A 15,455-nucleotide genomic window follows, 5' to 3' on the forward strand; every position below is an offset into this window, starting at 1 on the left:
CGCGCCCCCTCTACCCTGGGCAAACAACCCGTGCGGGGCGAGTTATCCACAGGCTTGCGCGCACCCCCTAGATTTCTGCTTGGCCGTGCTCCTAGGGTGTGCGGCATGGATTGGATCAGCCTCACTCAGGCCATGCCCAGCATGACCTCCGAACAGCGGCGCGCAGCGATGGAACAAGCGCAGCCGCAGCTTCGCGCTGCCCAACACCTCCTCGCCGAATACGCCTACTACGCCGATAAAGACAACGCCGGCGACGAGGTCGGCTCCCCGCGCACCGAGGACTACCTCGCAGAGCTCTACGCCGTGCCCACCCGGGAGGCGAAGAAGCTCATCACCCGGGGCGCGTCGATGTACAAGCCGGTGCGCAAAGACCAGCGCGCAGCCCAAGAAGAATTCCGCGACATGCACCTGAGTGGGCAGCTGAGCGACGCCACAGTGGACGACATCAATGCTGCGGTGGTGAAAGCCAACGAGGGGAAACCCACCCCGGAGGATCCCGCCGCGCGGTTGGAGTTGGCCCGCCTGGTGGCTGGCCGGCCGATCAAGGACGCCAAGCGCATGTTGAAGGAGCGGCAGGAGCCGGCTTCTGATCGTCAGCCGGCGAAGCCGGGTGCGGAAAGCCTGCACTGGAGCAGCACCACGGACTCAGATGGTCTGTACACGTTGACGGCGAAGTGCAATCCGACGACCAAGGGGCTTCTCGATGGGTTTATCGCCCAGGGGGAGGCCGTGATGAAGGGCGCTTTGCGGCACACCAAGAAATCAAAGAAGAAGAAGGATGATGAGGGGCCGAACCCGGCGTGGCTGGCGATCGAGGGTTTGAAGCGGGCCATCACTGTGGGTAGTGGGGCGCCCGCCCTGGTGGTTAGTGTCACTGCCCAGGAGTTGTTGGGCACGCAGGCTGAGTACTTGGGCAGTCATGGTGGCACGTTGAATGGCCACGAGGTGCAGGCACTGATCGATGAGGCGGATTGGTGGTTGTGTATCCACGATCCGGTCACCTTCGTCCCCATCGCACTGGGCCGCACCGAAAGACTTGCGTCGGTGGCGCAGCGGATTGCGTTGCATGCGGAGCAGGGGGTGTGCCAGGCAGACGGTTGTAATCAGGGTAGTGCCCGGTGTCAGGTGCATCATTTGAAGGCCTGGCGGTACGGCGGCAAAACCGACGTCGACAATCTCGCGTTGTTGTGTGCTAGGCATCATGGGTTGAACCGGGACGCGGGGCCGAATAGGCGGCGGGGCCAGTTCCAGCGGGACGCGGACGGCAAGGTCAGATTCAAGTTCCGTGGCCGGGCCACGGAGGGCGAGTCCACGATGTCGCGGTTCGCGGCGGGAGAAACACTGCGGCACTTGCGGGGGCCGTAAGCGGTGGGGCGTGAGCAGCCCCCGGATCCAGGGGTGGTCCGGGGGCTACTCGTCGTGCCCTTTTTCCAGGGCGCGCAGGAAATCGGCGGTGCGGTGCACCGTCGCGAACTCGCCGTGCAGGTTCGCGCCAGTGACTCGCTGGAGTTCGTCGGCGCTGATCACGGTGCCGTCGATGTCCTCCCGGCCGAACGTGGCGGTGGCGTCGAGGAGGAAGTGTACGTCGAAGCCCAGGTTGCCACCCATCCGGGCCGTCGTTTCGCAGCAATGGTTGGTGGTGATGCCGCAGATCGCGATGCTGGTGATGTGGCGGCTTCGCAACCAGGCAGCAAGGTCCGGGGTGCCGAGGAATGCGGAGTTCACGTCCTTGGTGACGAGCAGGTCGGCGTCGACGTCGAGGGTGAGGGCGTTGCCGGGATGGCTGGGGTGCAGCGGCGAGTCCGGGTCGGCGCTGTCGTGGCGCACCATTACAATCGGCCAGTTGCGGTCCCGCCAGGCAGCGAGGAGTTGCGCGACATTGCCCTCGAGGGCGGGGTTGTTGCGGCCGTCGCGGTCGAAACCGCGTTGGAAGTCGATGAGGATGAGCGCCATGGGGGTCATGGGTGCAGGCTACACTGGCATCCCATGCAGAAGTTCCGGCACGGTGCGAAACAAGTCACCGACGCGTTCTGGTTTGTTCCCGCCGCCCTCGTGGCGTGCAGCGTCGCGTTGGCGGTGGCGCTCATCTGGGCGGAGCGCTCCGCTGGGGAACCGGAGTGGTTGCGCTTCGTCTACGGCGGCGGCGAGTCCGGTGCCCGCAGCCTGCTCGGCGCGGTGGCGAGCGCCTCCATCGGGGTGGCGGGCACGGTGTTTTCCATTACGATTGCGGCGCTGTCGTCGGTCGTGTCCACCATGGGGCCCCGGTTGCTGCACGGTTTCCTCGCGGACCGGGGCATCCAGGCCACCCTGGGGATTTTCGTCGCCACGTTCGCCTTCTGTTTGGTGAGTCTGCGGGCGATCTCAGGCGATTTTGTGCCGCACTACAACGTCACGGTGGCGATGCTCTACGCGGCGGCGTGCGTCGGCTTCCTGGTGTACTGCATCGGCCACATGGCGAGAAGTATCTCCATGACGCGGGTGGTCAACCTCCTGGCCCGGGATCTGGATCGGGCGATTGATGCGGCGACGGAGGAGGCGGCGGGGGAGAAAGCCCCCGCAGGCTACTTCCTCGGCGCCCGTGAGGTGCGGGCGCCCCGGGGCGGCTATGTGCAGTCGATTGACTACCAGGCTCTGGGCCGGGCGGCGGCCGCTGCGGGCGCGGCGGTGGAGTTGCTGGTGCACCCCGGCGACCACGTCCTCACCGGCAGCATCATTGCCCGCGTCAAGGGCGAAGGCGAGGAGTTCGTGCACCGGGCGATGATTGTGGGGTCCAGCCGCGACGACACCCAGGACCTGGAGTTCAGCGTGCGCCAGCTCCTCGAAGTGGGGGTGCGGGCGTTGAGCCCCGGCACCAACGACCCGTTCACCGCCATGGACGTCATTGATCGTTTCGCGGAGGCACTCGCCCGCCTCGGGGCGCGGCCGCTGCCGGTGGGCGTGGTCGTTGTCGACGGGGTGTTGCGGGTGCAGTACACCGTCACCACCTTCGAAGGTCTCGTGGACGTCATGTTCCACCAACTGCGCCAAAACGCCGCCGGCACCACCGCCGTCTACCTCCGCCTCCTGGAGGCCTTCGCGAGTGTTGCGGCGGTCGTCGACATTCCTGCCCGGCGGGACTATCTCGCCGCCCACGGGCGGCTCGTGTGGGAGGACGCGCGCCGCGAGGTCGCGAACGCCGCGGACCTCGCCGACATTGAGGGGCGCTATGAGAACCTGTTGCGCTGCTCCACGGCACGGAACACGATGTAGCCCACCAGCCCCAGCACGGAGAACACCGCGACCGCGCCGGAGGTCACCACCGCCCGCAGGGTCGACGAGCCCCGGCGCAGCTCGACGAGGAGCACGATCGTGGCGGCCGCGATGTTGAACAGGAAGAACGCGTTGGCGAGCATCATGGGAACTTAGTCTAGTTCCATGGGGTTGTGGTGCTTGATGAGCGGCAGCGGGTGGTACTTGGCGCGCAGCTCCCGCAGGATGGCGGCGTGCCCGGCGAGGCGCTGGTCCTCTTCGGTGCGGGGCACGAACTGGCGGGCCGGCAGCGGGTGGCCGTCAATGTCGACACCAATGTAGGAAATCGTGGCGTGGATGGCGTCCTCCAAGTGGCCTCGCCCGCCCGTCGGCGCCCCGGAGCGCACGTGCACACTCATCTGCATGCTGCGGGCGTCGGTGCGCATGAGCCGCGCATCTACCTCAATAAGATCGCCGATCTGGATGGGCCGGTAAAAGCGGATACCGCCGGCGTAGACGGCGACGGTGTGCTCCCCGGAGAACTCCATCGTGCAGGCCGTCGCCGCCTCGTCGATCCACTCCATGGCGGTGCCGCCGTGCACCTTGCCGCCCCAGTTCACGTCCGTCGGCTTCGCCAGGAAGCGGGTGATGAGCCGCGGCGCATCGGAGGGGCCATTGTAGGTCTGCTTCTCCATCTCCTCCTCGATGGCTTTGCGCAGCTCAATGCGGGACTCGGCGGCGGCGAAGACGCGCTCCTCCTCGGCGTTGCGGGGCACGAACTTCGGCACCTCCATCCCCTTGCCGGTCGCGGGATCCTTCGCCACGAAGATGACGAGGCAGTCGCAGGCGCGGGTGAACACGCCCTCCCGCGGGTCGGCGGACAGCACCTCGTTGATGATGTGCATGCTCGACCGCCCGGTCATCGCGATGCGGGAGCGGACCTCCACCATGTGGCCGGAGGGGATGGGGCGGGTGAAGTGAATGTGACCCACGTAGGCGGTCACACAGTAGGTGCCGGACCAGCCGACGGCGCAGGCGTAGGCCGCCTTGTCGATCCACTCGAGGACGCGGCCGCCGCCCACGCCGTGGGAGCCGGCCATGATGATGTCGGTGGGGGCGGCCAGGAACCGCAGGGTCACTTCAGGGGAACGATGCATGGGAATCCTTCGAAGAAGAGAGTGTGTTCTGTTGCACTTTACTAGCATGGGTGGGGTGAGAAAAGCCCCCGATCCGGCCGCGACCCGCGCCGCCCTGCTCAACCCCGACGCCAACCTCGCCGAGGCGGTGCGGCTGTCCGCCCGCACCCTCGCGCACCTCGCCCCCGGCCACGCCGTGGAGCTCCGCATCCCCCCTTTCGTGGCCGTGCAGTGCATCGACGGCCCCCGCCACACCCGCGGCACCCCGCCGAATGTGGTGGAGCTGCCGCCGCAGGTGTGGTTGCAGCTCGCCAGGGGGGAGCGCACCCTCGAGGAGGTGGCGGGTTTAGCGGGGGTAGAGATTTCGGGCACCCGTGCCGGCGAGATTGCCCACTATCTGCCGCTGCTGTAGCCACCCCCGCGGGGTGGGGCGCGGCGTGGCAAGGGCTGCGGTGCAGCCACTAGCATGTCGCCCGTGGCTCAACAGCGTTGTGCGGCTGGTTCCGCATCCACCGATGTCTTTGTCCCTCCAAGTCCACTGGACGACCACGGCGAGCAACCCCCACGCGAAGAGTGTGGCGTGTTCGGCGTGTGGGCGCCCGGTGAGGACGTATCCAAGCTGACGTATTACGGCCTGTACGCCCTGCAGCACCGCGGCCAGGAGGCCGCCGGCATTGCGGTGGGCGACGGGGATCAGGTGGTCGTCTTCAAAGACTTGGGCCTGGTGTCCCAGGTGTTCGACGAGCAGTCGCTGGCGGCGCTCAAGGGGGATGTGGCCATTGGCCACACGCGCTATTCGACGGCCGGTGGGGCGGCGTGGGAAAACGCGCAGCCGATGTTCCGCATGGCGGCCGACGGCACGGATGTGGCGCTCGGCCACAACGGCAACCTGGTCAACTACCTCGAGCTTCTCGACGAAGCCGCCGAGTTGGGCTTGGTCAACAAGGACACGCACCCCTCCGACTCGGATGTGATGTGCGCGCTACTGGCGCACGGGGTGGACGAGAACACCAACCTGGTGGCGAGCGCGAAGCAACTGTTGCCGCGGCTTCAGGGCGCGTTCTGTTTGACGTTCACCGACGGCAAAACCCTCTACGCGGCCCGTGACCCGTTCGGGGTGCGGCCCCTGTCGATTGGGCGGCTGGATAACGGCTGGGTGGTGGCCTCCGAAACGGCCGCCCTCGACATCGTCGGCGCCTCCTTCGTGCGGGAGGTCGAACCCGGCGAGTTCGTCACCATTGACGCCTCGGGTGTCCACTCGGAACGTTTCGCCCCCACCACCCACAAGGGCTGCGTTTTCGAGTACGTGTACTTGGCGCGCCCCGACTCCGTCATCCGGGGCCGCGCCGTCAACGCCACCCGCGTGGAAATCGGCCGCCAGCTCGCCATCGAGTGCCCCGCGGACGCCGACATGGTGATCCCCGTGCCGGAATCCGGCACCCCCGCCGCGGTGGGCTACGCCCAACAGTCCGGGATTCCTTTCGGGCAGGGCCTGATGAAGAACGCCTACGTGGGCCGCACCTTCATCCAGCCCTCGCAGACGATCCGCCAGCTGGGCATCCGCCTGAAGCTCAACCCCCTGCGGGAAGTCATCAACGGCAAACGCCTCGTCGTCGTCGACGATTCCCTCGTGCGCGGCAATACCCAGCGGGCGTTGATCCGCATGCTGCGGGAGGCGGGCGCGGCGGAAGTGCACGTGCGGATCGCTTCGCCGCCGGTGAAGTGGCCCTGCTTCTACGGCATCGACTTCGCCTCCCCCGGCGAGCTGCTCGCCAACTGTGTGGAGGGCGACAACGAGGCCGCCATGGTGCAGGCGGTGTGCACCGCCGTCGGCGCCGACTCCATGGGGTACGTGTCCGTTGACGCGATGGTGGATTCCACCAAGCAGGTCTACCCCGAGCTGTGCTGCGCCTGCTTCGACGGCGTGTACCCCCTGGGGTTGCCGGCGGGCAACGCCAACGCGGACCTTGTGCGCACCATGCAAGGCATCTAAAGACTTTTGAAGGACGACAATGACTGAGAACATTTCCTACGCCGCCGCTGGCGTCGATATTGAAGCCGGCGATCGCGCCGTGGAACTTTTCGCCCCCCACGCCAAGCGTGCCTCCCGCCCGGAGGTGCGCGGCGGGCTGGGTGGCTTCGCCGGCCTGTTCGCGCTCGGCAAGTACACCAACCCGCTGCTCGCGGCCGGGTCCGACGGGGTGGGCACGAAGCTGGTCATCGCGCAGGCGATGGACAAGCACGACACCATCGGTATTGACCTCGTGGCCATGTGCGTGGACGACCTGGTGGTGTGCGGCGCGGAGCCGTTGTTCCTGCAGGACTACATTGCCGTCGGCAAGGTGGTGCCGGAGCACGTCGCCGACATCGTCAAGGGCATCGCGGAGGGCTGCGTGCAGGCCGGCTGCGCCCTCCTCGGCGGCGAGACCGCCGAACACCCCGGCGTCATGGAGCCCACCCACTACGACGTGTCGGCGACCGCCGTCGGCGTCGTGGAGGCCGACGAGGTGCTCGGCCCGGACAAGGTGCGCGCCGGTGACGTGCTCATCGGTATGGCGTCCTCGGGGCTGCACTCCAACGGCTACAGCCTCGCCCGCCACGTCCTCCTCGACACCGCGGGCCTGCCGCTCGACGGCTACGTCGACGAACTGGGCCGTACCCTCGGCGAGGAACTCCTCGAACCGACCCGCATCTACGCCCTCGACTGCCTGGCACTCGCCGCCGAGTGCGACACCCACACCTTCTGCCACGTCACCGGCGGCGGCTTGGCCGGCAACCTGGCCCGCGTCATCCCCGAGGGCCTGACCGCCGATGTGTCCCGCGCGACGTGGACGCCGGGGCAGATTTTCCGCACCATCGCCACCGTCGGCTCCGTGCCGATGGAGGAGATGGAGAAAACCTTCAACATGGGTGTCGGCATGATCGCCGTCGTCGCCGCCGAAGACCGCGACCGGGCGCTGGCGATGCTCACCGCCCGCCACATCGACGCCTGGGAACTCGGGCACGTGCGCCCCAGTGACGGCGACCCCCGCGTCGTCATGCACGACACGCACCCGAACTGGTAGCAGCAAAAAACCAGCACCCCGCGCGGGGTGCTGGTTTTTTTATCTAGCGCCAGTCGTCCTCGTCGGCCCACTCATCGTAGGGCGAGTGCGAGGACTCATCGGACTTGTGCACCAACTCGCGTTGGAGCGAGTCGAGGTCCATTTCCGGAGTGCTGTACTTGAGCTTGCGAGCAACCTTGGCCTGTTTCGCTTTGGCACGACCGCGACCCATGGTTGGACCCCCTTGATCTTCGCCGGGGCGCGAGGGTTCGCCCCGAGAGCTTTCAACGTTTATCTTCCTGTCAGACACAATAGCCGGAAAGCAAAAAGTTTGGCGAACATGCCAGTTCACCGGGGGTGCCTGAGGCGCTGCTGCGCGAGTTTCCCCGCCTGCGGGGCGCCCTCGGCGGGCAGGGTGTCCGGGTCGATGGCGAGTGCCGCATCGCCGGCCTGCAGCGAGGCGCCCAGGGCGCTGCGCTTGATGGTGCCGAGGGCAACCGGCCCCCACTGGTGGTGGTGGACGATGGTGCCGAGGCGGCCGACGGTGCGGCCCCCGGAGGTGATGGGGGTGCCGGTGGTGGGCAGCTGGGGGGCGGAGCCGTCGACGTGGAGGCGGACGAGGACGCGGGGGGAGCGGCCGACATTGTGGACGCGGGCGACGGTTTCCTGCCCCCGGTAGCAGCCCTTGTCGAGGTGCACGGCGGAACCAATCCACTGGGGGTGCTCGTGGGGGATGGTTTTCTCGTCCGTGTCGACACCGACGACCGGCTCGAGGGACATCACGCGGTGCGCCTCGAAGGTCAGCAGGCCCGCCGGCGGCAGGGGGGTGAAGGCGTCGTCGACGAGGATGTCGACGCGGGGGCGGTCCTGGCCGAGGACGGGGCGGACGATGCCGGCGCCCTGGGCGATATCCGCGAGCGCCCGGGTTTCGGCCACGGGATCCCCGGACCCCAGGAGGGTGACGATGCCGGTGTCGCGGGCGGTGATGGTGACGTCGTTCCAGAACTTCATGCGCTCCAGGTACTCCTGCAGCCGGGCGGTTTCCGCCGCTTCCGTGGTCAGCAGGATTTCGTCGTCGAGGACGGTGACGTAGGCGTGCTCGAGGACGTGGCCCTGGGCGTCCAAGTTCAGCAGTTCGGTCTGGGTGCCGTAGACAGCGTCGTCGAGCTTTTGGGTGAACAGGCTGTGCAGGTAGCTGCGGGCGTCCGGGCCCGCGACTGCCACGGAGCGCATGCCGCGCCGGTCGATGGCGACCCGGGGCAGGGTCTGCTCCCCGAGGGGGTCCCCGTAGTGCCAGGCCACCCCACTGCGGTGGGGGAGGGCATCGTCGTGGAGCGCGGGGGTAGGGGCGGGTATCTGTTCAGTCACACCCGCCATGGTAACCGCTGCATGTGCAGCGCAAGTTCTATGCTGGAAGCCATGAGCACCGAGCCCGTCATTGTTGTCGTGGAACCCTACGGGGGGTCCACTCGCATGCACAGCCCCGAGCTGCCGCACATCTTCTGGGACGATGCGGCCGTCACCCGCGGCGACGCCGTCGTGGAGACCCTCCTCATTCGGGGCGGGCGGGCCCGGAACCTGGAACGCCACCTGGAGCGTTTCGCCCAGTCGGCGGAGCTGTTTGGGTTGCCGCCGGTGGCGAAGGACTCGTGGCGGAAAGCGACCGCGGAGGCCGCAGCCGCGTTCGGGGCGGAGGGGTGTTGCCGGTGGACGTTGTCGCGGGGGCGGGCGGCGACGGGGAACGCCACGGCGTGGATTGTGGTGACCCCGCTGGGGGAGCAGCTGCTCGAGGAGCGGCAGCGGGGTGTGAAGGTGATGCTGGCGCCCCGGGGGTACAGCCTGCCGCCGAAGAAGGCCCGCAAGAAGGCGCCCTGGTTGACGCCGGCGGCGAAGTCGGTCAACTATGCGGCGGCGATGGCGGCGCTGCGCTATGCGCGCGCCCACGGCTTCGACGACGTCATCTACGTGGAGGACGAGCACGTGTTGGAGGGGGCGACGTCGACGGTGGTGGTGGCGCGCGGCAATAAGCTGCGCACCCCGACGGGCTTGGATTCCATCCTGGAGGGCACCACTCAGGCGATGCTCTTCGCCTACGCCGAAGCCCACGGCATCAGCGTGAAGGCGAAGGACCTCACCGTCGATGATCTGCGCGCCGCGGATTCGGTGTGGTTGCTCAGCGCCGCCCGCACCGCGGTGCGGGTCACGCATCTGGGGGAGGAGAAACTTCCGAAGCCCAAGGGGGGCTTGAATGTCGCCGCCCTCGTCGATGAGGCGTTGGAGGCCAACTAGCCTGGCGCGGTGCCGCACTGCGAAACGGCACGGCCGAAGGGCGCTCACCCCGCAGGGAATCCCTGCGGGGTGAGTGTGTTATCCGGCGACGCGCTGCAGCTGTGCCGACATGCGCGGCTTGAGTTCCTCGTCGACGAGGCGCTCGTCAACCCAGCCGAGTTCGTTGGTGGGCAGCAGCCCGTAGAGGCGCTTGCCGGGGCCGAGGGCGCTGGGGCCGGTGGCGGTGACCATGGTGGAGGCGCTTTCCAGCTCCCAGGCGCGCTCGTTGAGCGGGTTGCCGTAGAAGATCTCCACCACGCCGGTGGAGTGGGTGAGGATGAATTCGATCTCGTCGGATTCGGAGATGCGCCAGAAGCCGAGTTCGCGTTCGGTGAACCCATCCTCCTTCGGGTTGCCTTCCTCGTCGAGCTGGTAGAGGCGGGACTCGTAGGACAGGTAGTTCTCCCCGTTGTGGGAGACGATGATCTGCTGGCCGAAGGGGAACTGGCCGTGCTCTGCGGTGTCGGCCTGGCCTTCGCCGCGCCACACGCCGACGAGCGGTAGTAGGGCCAGCAAACCGTCGTGGAGGTTCGGGCCGAGGCGCAGGTTGGCGGTGTCTTCCGGCACGGGCAGGCCGGGGAAGGGGGTGATGTTTTTGTCAGAGGTGCGTTTGGCTTGTTCAGCGGCGAGGTTGACGGCGTCGCTGCCGGAGAGCTTGTCAGTCATGTGCCCCAGCTTAGCGCTTAGGGGGTAAACAGCTCCGGGGACAGTGGCGTGGGGGTGTTGATGCCGGAGTCGAGGAAGAGGCTGCCGCCGCGCACCCAGAGACTGTTGGCGGTGCCGACGACAGGGAGGGTGTCGGCGGGGGCACTCCAGCGAAAGGCCGCGGCCCCGCAGGAGGGGGTGGTGGCGGGCTCGATGGAGACGATGTGGTCGCGCACCCGCAGGTCGGCGAGGACGGTGACGGGTTCCGTGCAGCCGGGGGGTGTGCCGCGCAGCTGTGCCTGCGGCAGCGGGGCCGCGCCGGGGCTGATGTCTGTCGGGTTGGAGATGTCCATGTCCGGCATCCCCAGCAGCCGGCCGAGGGCTGCGGCGTCGATGGTTGCTGAGCGGCTCACTGTGTAGCCCACCAGCCCGTCGAGGCGCCCGTCGAGGAGGCTGTCGGTGGGGCCTTGGACGTCGTGGGCGGTGGTGGTGACGTTGACGGGGCCGAGGGAGGTGTCGGTGTCGATGAGGGACACCTGGATGTGCGCCACCCCTTCCTGGAGGGCGGAGGTGACAAACGGGAAGCCGGCGATGGAGACCCGCGGGGTGGTGTCGGCGGGGATGAGGTCGCTGATGTGGGCCTCGGCCCGGGCGGCGAGCAGCGTATCTGCGCCCCAGGCGAGGCCGGCCGTGGCGGCCACAGCCAGGGCGAGCCACTGGAGGCGGGGATGAAGGTTCGGCACGCGTCTAAGTGTAGGGCGTACCCTGCACCACATGGACGCACACACTCTTGCTCTTCCCACGGACGACTTCGCAGATCTTCTCGCGGCCGCCGAAGCCCATGATCACGTGCCCCCACTGTCGGAGGCCTACCTGCGGGCCTTGGCCGCCGGTGGCGGCGAGGCGTGGGCGGTCGGCGAGGAGGGCCTGGCGGTGCGGCTGCCGGACGGCAACGTGGAGCTCGTCGTGCACCCGCGCGCGCGGCGCCGCGGCATCGGCACAGCCCTGTGGCGGGCGTCGTCCGGGCGGGGCGCGTGGGCGCACGGCGACCTGCCGCAGGCGCGCGCCGCAGCCGAAGCGTGGGGGTTGCACAAGACTCGGGAGCTGTACGTCATGGCGATTGACCGGGAGACCGCCCTGCGGGGGATTGCCGCCCCGGAGGTCAGTGGCCTGCGGCGCGCCACCTATGCGGAGGCGGTGGCGGACTTCGGTGCGCAGGTGGTGGATGCCGCCTGGGTGGAGGCCAACAATGATGCGTTTTCCTGGCACCCGGAGCAGGGCGGCTGGGATGTGCCGCGCCTGCACGCGGCGATGGATACCGACTGGTTCGACGCCGACGGGGTGGTGTTCTATCTCGACGGTGCGCGGGTCGCCGGGTTCCATTTCACCAAGTGGCACGGCCAGCAGCCGTCGTTGCTGGGGTCGGGGCGGACTGTGCGCGGCGAGGTGTATGTCGTGGGCCTGGCGGGCGACTATCAGGGCCGGGGGCTGGGTACCCCCATCGTGGCGGAGGGGGTGTGGCATCTGCTGCGGCGCGGCGCGGGCGAGATTGTGCTCTACGTGGAGGCGGAAAATGCGCCGGCGGTGGCGACGTACCAGAAGATGGGGTTCCGGGTGGTGGAAAGTCACGCCCTGTACACCACCTAGGCGGGGGTAGTGTGGCACCCCCGCCCGCCTGGGTGGTGCCACACAGTGGGGGAGTATTAATGGCGGAAGGAACTCATCATTGAATTTCTCCACTATGGGGCCAAAACTACCCAATATGGGGGTGCTTGCTCAGGGGCGTGTGGGGTGGAAAAAATTAATGGGAAAATCCCCATAAATGCACTCTTTCAGCTGGTAGGGGCGTGTGTTTGAAGGGGGTTGGGCGGGCGTTTCCCTGATGTTCATCTTTTTTCGCTGGCCTTTTTCGGCTTTTTCTTTATTGTTGTTTCTAGCCGCCCTGACAGTTCTGATCAGCTCGCGGGGGCGGCCCCCGCAAAACCCACAACAGTGCACGCATCTGTGCCCAGAAGGACCCAGCATGACCCTCACCCCGACCATCCTCCGTTCCCGCCGCATCGTCGCCCTCGCCGCCCTCGGGTTGGGTCTGGTGGCGTGCTCCGACGGGGCGGGAGGCGAGCAGGCCGCCTTGCCGGCGGAGGCCGCCGAGAAGCTCAGCGGCCAGGCCGGCACCCTCGTCGCGGAGGGCGCCTCCTCCCAGCAGAAGGCGATGGACATCTTCGGCACCGCCTACGCAGCCGCCGTCGATGGTGCGACCCTGTCGTACACCCCCTCGGGCTCCGGCGCCGGCCAGAAGCAGTTCATCGCCGGCCAGGTCGCCTTCGGCGGCTCCGACTCCCCGCTCAAGGAGGAGCAGCTCGCCGCTGCCGCCGCCCGCTGTGGCGGCAATGAGGCTTGGCACCTGCCGATGGTCATCGGCCCCGTCGCCGTCGCCTACAACCTCCCCGGCGTCGAGCAGGTGACGCTCACCCCCGCCGTCATCGCCGACATCTTCTCCGGGAAGGTGACCTCCTGGAACGATCCCGCCATCGCCGACCTCAACGCCGGCGCCACTCTGCCGGACACCCCCATCAACGTCATCTACCGCTCCGAAGAATCCGGCACGAGCGACAACTTCCAGAAGTTCCTCAAGGCCGCGACGAAGGGCGCCTGGGAGACCACGGGCAAGGCGTTCCCCACCGCCACGGGCTCCGGGGCGAACGGCTCCACCGGTGTCGTCGGCCAGGTGCAGCAGATCGAGGGCGCGATCACCTACGTGGAGGCAGGTTTCGCCACCGAGGCGGGCCTCGGGGTGGCCGCCATCGACTTCGGCTCCGGTGCGGTGGAACTCAACCCCACGACCGTGGGCACCGCCCTCGACAACCTGACCTACTCCGGCGAGGGCCACAACCTCGTGGTGGACTCCACGAAGCTGTTCGAGATGAACCAGCCGGGGGCTTACCCGCTGGTGCTCACCACCTACGAGATCGTGTGCTCCGCCGGCTACGACGAGACCACCCGCAACCAGGTCAAGGACTTCCTCACCGTGGTGCTCGAGTCGCAGAACGAGGACCTGGCGGCCGCCGGCTACATCCCCGTCGCGGGCGACTACAAGGCCAAGCTCGCCGCCGCCGTCGAGGCGATCGGGTAGACCACCATGACTGTTCGTACCGCACCGGCGCTGCGCGCGCCCACGACCCCGCAACCCCCGCCCGACGTGCAGGGCGGCAGCCACCTCGGCGACCGCCTGTTCCTCGGGGCGGCCCGCGGCAGCAGCCTGCTCATCACCGGGCTCATTGCCTCCATCGGGCTGTTCCTCCTGTGGCGGGCGGCGCCCGCCCTGGCGAACAACACCGGCGGGGTGTGGGGGTTCCTCACCTACCGGGGCGACTGGAACACCCAGGACCCGCAGGCGATGACCTTCGGCATTGCCAACCTGCTGCTCGTCACCGTCACGATTTCCGCGGTGGCGCTCGCACTGGCGATGCCCGTCGCCCTGGGTATCGCTCTCTACCTCACCTGCTACGCGCCGGCCCGGGCGAAGGGGGTGCTCGGCTGGCTGGTCGACATCCTCGCCGCCGTGCCGTCGATCGTCTACGGCCTGTGGGGTGCGATGGTGCTGGGCCCGGCGCTCGGCCCCGCCTTCGAAAAGCTGCACTCGGTCCTCGGTGGGGTGCCGCTGTTCGCGCACTACGCGAACTCCCCGGCGTTCGCCACGAGCCGCACCATGCTCACCGGCGGCATCGTGCTCGCCATCATGATCCTGCCGATCATCGCCGCCACCGCCCGGGAAGTCTTCGCCCACACCCCGAAGGGGCACATTGAGTCCGCGCTCGCGCTGGGCGCGACCCGCTGGGAGGTCGTCAAGCTCACGGTGCTGCCGTTCGGGCGGACCGGTTTCGTGTCGGGCGCGATGCTGGGCCTCGGCCGCGCACTCGGGGAGACCATGGCCCTGTACCTCGTGGTCAGCCCCTCCAGCGCGTTCCGCGGCTCCCTGTTCGACGGCGGCACGACCTTCGCCACCGCGATCGCGAACGCCGCCCCGGAATTCAACGACAACCTCAAAGCGGGTGCCTACATTGCCGCCGGCCTGGTGCTGTTCATCGTCACCTTCGCCGTCAACGCCGCCGCCCGCGCCATCGTCACCAGGAGCACCCGATGAGCACCACGTTCCTCCCGCCCTCCCGCGCCCGGGTGGCGAAAAACCGCATCGCCACCATGGTCATCACCGGCACCCTCGCGCTGGCGCTGCTCCCGCTGGCGTGGCTGCTCAGCGACCTGGTGTCCCACGGGGCGGCCGTCATCGCCCACACCGACTGGTGGGCGTACAGCCAAAAGGGGGTGCTGCTCAGCTCCCCGGGCGGCGGTGCCGCCCACGCCATGATCGGCACCCTCCTGCAGGCGGGCATCACGACCGCCATCAGCGTGCCGATTGGTGTCCTCGTCGCCGTCTACCTCGTCGAGTACGCCGGCACCGGCCGCCTGGGGCGGGTCACCACCTTCATGGTGGACATCCTCTCCGGGGTGCCGTCGATCGTCGCCGCCCTGTTCATCTACTCGGTGTGGATTGTGCTGTTCGGCTTTGAGCGTTCCGGCATCGCCGTGTCGCTGGCGCTGGTGCTGCTCATGCTGCCCGTCATCATCCGCACCACGGAGGAGATGCTACGCATCGTGCCGCAGGACCTCCGGGAGGCCAGCTACGCGCTCGGCACGCCGAAGTGGCTCACCATCGTCCGCATCGTGCTGCCGACGGCCGCCTCCGGCATCATCACCGGCATCATGCTCGCCATCGCCCGCGTCATGGGGGAATCGGCCCCGGTGCTCATCCTCGTGGGCTCCACGCAGGCCATCAACTGGGATCCGCTGAACAACCCCCAGTCCTCCCTGCCGCTGATGATGCTCGACATGTACAAGGCCGGCTCCGCGGATGCGGTGGTGGCGAAGATGTGGGGCGCGGCAGTCACCCTCGTGCTGCTCATCGCGGTGCTCAACATTGCCGCCCGCGCCATCGCCGCCCGCTACTCCACCGCCCAGCGTTAACACACTAAGGATGAACATGACTGCTCCCACCACCCAGACCGCGACGGTGCCG

General features: G+C 68.1%; 17 protein-coding genes. 10 read left to right on the top strand and 7 right to left on the bottom strand.

All coding sequences use genetic code 11. The annotated features are described in order from the left end of the window. Positions 1-105 precede the first annotated feature (105 nt). The gene (locus C1Y63_RS07025; protein WP_106015761.1) at positions 106-1,365 is read left to right on the top strand and encodes an HNH endonuclease signature motif containing protein; all 1,260 of its coding nucleotides are present in this window, start codon (positions 106-108) and stop codon (positions 1,363-1,365) included. 45 nt (positions 1,366-1,410) lie between these two features. Here C1Y63_RS07025 and C1Y63_RS07030 read toward each other — a convergent pair whose 3' ends face one another. Next, positions 1,411-1,962, bottom strand: coding sequence for a cysteine hydrolase family protein (locus C1Y63_RS07030; RefSeq protein ID WP_106015762.1), 552 nt, complete (start codon positions 1,960-1,962; stop codon positions 1,411-1,413). 24 nt (positions 1,963-1,986) lie between these two features. Between C1Y63_RS07030 and C1Y63_RS07035 the strand changes: the two genes are divergently transcribed. Continuing rightward, positions 1,987-3,249 (top strand): DUF2254 domain-containing protein, encoded by a 1,263-nt coding sequence (locus C1Y63_RS07035; RefSeq protein ID WP_106015763.1) that lies wholly within the window; start codon positions 1,987-1,989, stop codon positions 3,247-3,249. Here the strand turns inward: C1Y63_RS07035 and C1Y63_RS07040 are convergent. Then, on the bottom strand, positions 3,204-3,395 hold the full coding sequence (locus C1Y63_RS07040; RefSeq protein ID WP_106015764.1) for a hypothetical protein: 192 nt from the start codon (positions 3,393-3,395) through the stop codon (positions 3,204-3,206). The two genes, C1Y63_RS07035 and C1Y63_RS07040, sit on opposite strands and share 46 nt — an antisense overlap. Before the next feature lie 6 nt (positions 3,396-3,401). After that, a complete protein-coding gene (locus C1Y63_RS07045; RefSeq protein ID WP_106015765.1) occupies positions 3,402-4,385 on the bottom strand; it encodes an acyl-CoA thioesterase in 984 nt (327 codons plus the stop codon). A gap of 46 nt (positions 4,386-4,431) precedes the next feature. On the opposite strand from C1Y63_RS07045, the gene C1Y63_RS07050 reads away from it, so the two are divergent. Genes C1Y63_RS07050 through purM form a run of 3 tightly spaced genes read left to right on the top strand, consistent with a single transcriptional unit; the run spans position 4,432 to position 7,429 of the window. Next, positions 4,432-4,776 (top strand): sterol carrier family protein, encoded by a 345-nt coding sequence (locus C1Y63_RS07050; RefSeq protein WP_106015766.1) that lies wholly within the window; start codon positions 4,432-4,434, stop codon positions 4,774-4,776. A gap of 54 nt (positions 4,777-4,830) precedes the next feature. Then, positions 4,831-6,357, top strand: coding sequence for an amidophosphoribosyltransferase (gene purF, locus C1Y63_RS07055; protein ID WP_106015767.1), 1,527 nt, complete (start codon positions 4,831-4,833; stop codon positions 6,355-6,357). A gap of 19 nt (positions 6,358-6,376) precedes the next feature. Continuing rightward, complete coding sequence (gene purM / locus C1Y63_RS07060; protein WP_106015768.1) at positions 6,377-7,429, top strand: phosphoribosylformylglycinamidine cyclo-ligase; 1,053 nt, start codon at positions 6,377-6,379, stop codon at positions 7,427-7,429. Positions 7,430-7,472: 43 nt separating this feature from the next. On the opposite strand, the gene C1Y63_RS07065 is transcribed toward purM, so the two are convergent. Both C1Y63_RS07065 and C1Y63_RS07070 read right to left on the bottom strand, forming a co-directional pair. After that, positions 7,473-7,640, bottom strand: coding sequence for a DUF3073 domain-containing protein (locus C1Y63_RS07065; protein ID WP_106015769.1), 168 nt, complete (start codon positions 7,638-7,640; stop codon positions 7,473-7,475). A 116-nt stretch (positions 7,641-7,756) separates the two neighbouring features. Next, the gene (locus tag C1Y63_RS07070) at positions 7,757-8,776 is read right to left on the bottom strand and encodes a folate-binding protein YgfZ (protein WP_158256113.1); all 1,020 of its coding nucleotides are present in this window, start codon (positions 8,774-8,776) and stop codon (positions 7,757-7,759) included. A 51-nt stretch (positions 8,777-8,827) separates the two neighbouring features. Between C1Y63_RS07070 and C1Y63_RS07075 the strand changes: the two genes are divergently transcribed. Beyond that, entirely contained in the window at positions 8,828-9,697 is an 870-nt protein-coding gene (locus tag C1Y63_RS07075) for an aminodeoxychorismate lyase (protein WP_233195626.1), read from the top strand. A 78-nt stretch (positions 9,698-9,775) separates the two neighbouring features. Here C1Y63_RS07075 and C1Y63_RS07080 read toward each other — a convergent pair whose 3' ends face one another. Continuing rightward, positions 9,776-10,402, bottom strand: coding sequence for an FABP family protein (locus C1Y63_RS07080; RefSeq protein ID WP_106015772.1), 627 nt, complete (start codon positions 10,400-10,402; stop codon positions 9,776-9,778). Between the two features lie 17 nt (positions 10,403-10,419). Continuing rightward, a complete protein-coding gene (locus C1Y63_RS07085) occupies positions 10,420-11,124 on the bottom strand; it encodes an LmeA family phospholipid-binding protein (protein ID WP_158256114.1) in 705 nt (234 codons plus the stop codon). Between the two features lie 31 nt (positions 11,125-11,155). Between C1Y63_RS07085 and mshD the strand changes: the two genes are divergently transcribed. The 4 genes from mshD to pstA all read left to right on the top strand — a co-directional run bounded on the left by mshD (position 11,156) and on the right by pstA (position 15,403). After that, positions 11,156-12,028 carry a mycothiol synthase gene (gene mshD / locus C1Y63_RS07090; RefSeq protein WP_106015774.1) on the top strand — a complete coding sequence of 291 codons (873 nt, stop codon included), beginning with the start codon at positions 11,156-11,158 and terminating at the stop codon, positions 12,026-12,028. Between the two features lie 376 nt (positions 12,029-12,404). Then, on the top strand, positions 12,405-13,514 hold the full coding sequence (gene pstS, locus C1Y63_RS07095) for a phosphate ABC transporter substrate-binding protein PstS (protein WP_106015775.1): 1,110 nt from the start codon (positions 12,405-12,407) through the stop codon (positions 13,512-13,514). A gap of 6 nt (positions 13,515-13,520) precedes the next feature. Further along, positions 13,521-14,525, top strand: a complete 1,005-nt coding sequence (gene pstC / locus C1Y63_RS07100) for a phosphate ABC transporter permease subunit PstC (RefSeq protein ID WP_106015776.1) — start codon at positions 13,521-13,523, stop codon at positions 14,523-14,525. Between the two features lie 56 nt (positions 14,526-14,581). Further along, complete coding sequence (gene pstA, locus C1Y63_RS07105; RefSeq protein WP_369831032.1) at positions 14,582-15,403, top strand: phosphate ABC transporter permease PstA; 822 nt, start codon at positions 14,582-14,584, stop codon at positions 15,401-15,403. Positions 15,404-15,455: the final 52 nt, after the last annotated feature.

The organism is Corynebacterium sp. 13CS0277, from assembly GCF_002994655.1.
Taxonomy (GTDB): domain Bacteria; phylum Actinomycetota; class Actinomycetes; order Mycobacteriales; family Mycobacteriaceae; genus Corynebacterium.

What these genes read in the sequence shown, in the direction of transcription:
- C1Y63_RS07025 (WP_106015761.1), top strand. Translation starts at nt 106, where the DNA reads ATGGATTGGATCAGCCTCACTCAGGCCATGCCCAGCATGACCTCCGAA.
- C1Y63_RS07030 (WP_106015762.1), bottom strand. Translation starts at nt 1,962, where the DNA reads ATGACCCCCATGGCGCTCATCCTCATCGACTTCCAACGCGGTTTCGAC.
- C1Y63_RS07035 (WP_106015763.1), top strand. Translation starts at nt 1,987, where the DNA reads ATGCAGAAGTTCCGGCACGGTGCGAAACAAGTCACCGACGCGTTCTGG.
- C1Y63_RS07040 (WP_106015764.1), bottom strand. Translation starts at nt 3,395, where the DNA reads ATGATGCTCGCCAACGCGTTCTTCCTGTTCAACATCGCGGCCGCCACG.
- C1Y63_RS07045 (WP_106015765.1), bottom strand. Translation starts at nt 4,385, where the DNA reads ATGCATCGTTCCCCTGAAGTGACCCTGCGGTTCCTGGCCGCCCCCACC.
- C1Y63_RS07050 (WP_106015766.1), top strand. Translation starts at nt 4,432, where the DNA reads ATGGGTGGGGTGAGAAAAGCCCCCGATCCGGCCGCGACCCGCGCCGCC.
- purF (WP_106015767.1), top strand. Translation starts at nt 4,831, where the DNA reads ATGTCGCCCGTGGCTCAACAGCGTTGTGCGGCTGGTTCCGCATCCACC.
- purM (WP_106015768.1), top strand. Translation starts at nt 6,377, where the DNA reads ATGACTGAGAACATTTCCTACGCCGCCGCTGGCGTCGATATTGAAGCC.
- C1Y63_RS07065 (WP_106015769.1), bottom strand. Translation starts at nt 7,640, where the DNA reads ATGGGTCGCGGTCGTGCCAAAGCGAAACAGGCCAAGGTTGCTCGCAAG.
- C1Y63_RS07075 (WP_233195626.1), top strand. Translation starts at nt 8,828, where the DNA reads ATGAGCACCGAGCCCGTCATTGTTGTCGTGGAACCCTACGGGGGGTCC.
- C1Y63_RS07080 (WP_106015772.1), bottom strand. Translation starts at nt 10,402, where the DNA reads ATGACTGACAAGCTCTCCGGCAGCGACGCCGTCAACCTCGCCGCTGAA.
- mshD (WP_106015774.1), top strand. Translation starts at nt 11,156, where the DNA reads ATGGACGCACACACTCTTGCTCTTCCCACGGACGACTTCGCAGATCTT.
- pstS (WP_106015775.1), top strand. Translation starts at nt 12,405, where the DNA reads ATGACCCTCACCCCGACCATCCTCCGTTCCCGCCGCATCGTCGCCCTC.
- pstC (WP_106015776.1), top strand. Translation starts at nt 13,521, where the DNA reads ATGACTGTTCGTACCGCACCGGCGCTGCGCGCGCCCACGACCCCGCAA.
- pstA (WP_369831032.1), top strand. Translation starts at nt 14,582, where the DNA reads ATGGTCATCACCGGCACCCTCGCGCTGGCGCTGCTCCCGCTGGCGTGG.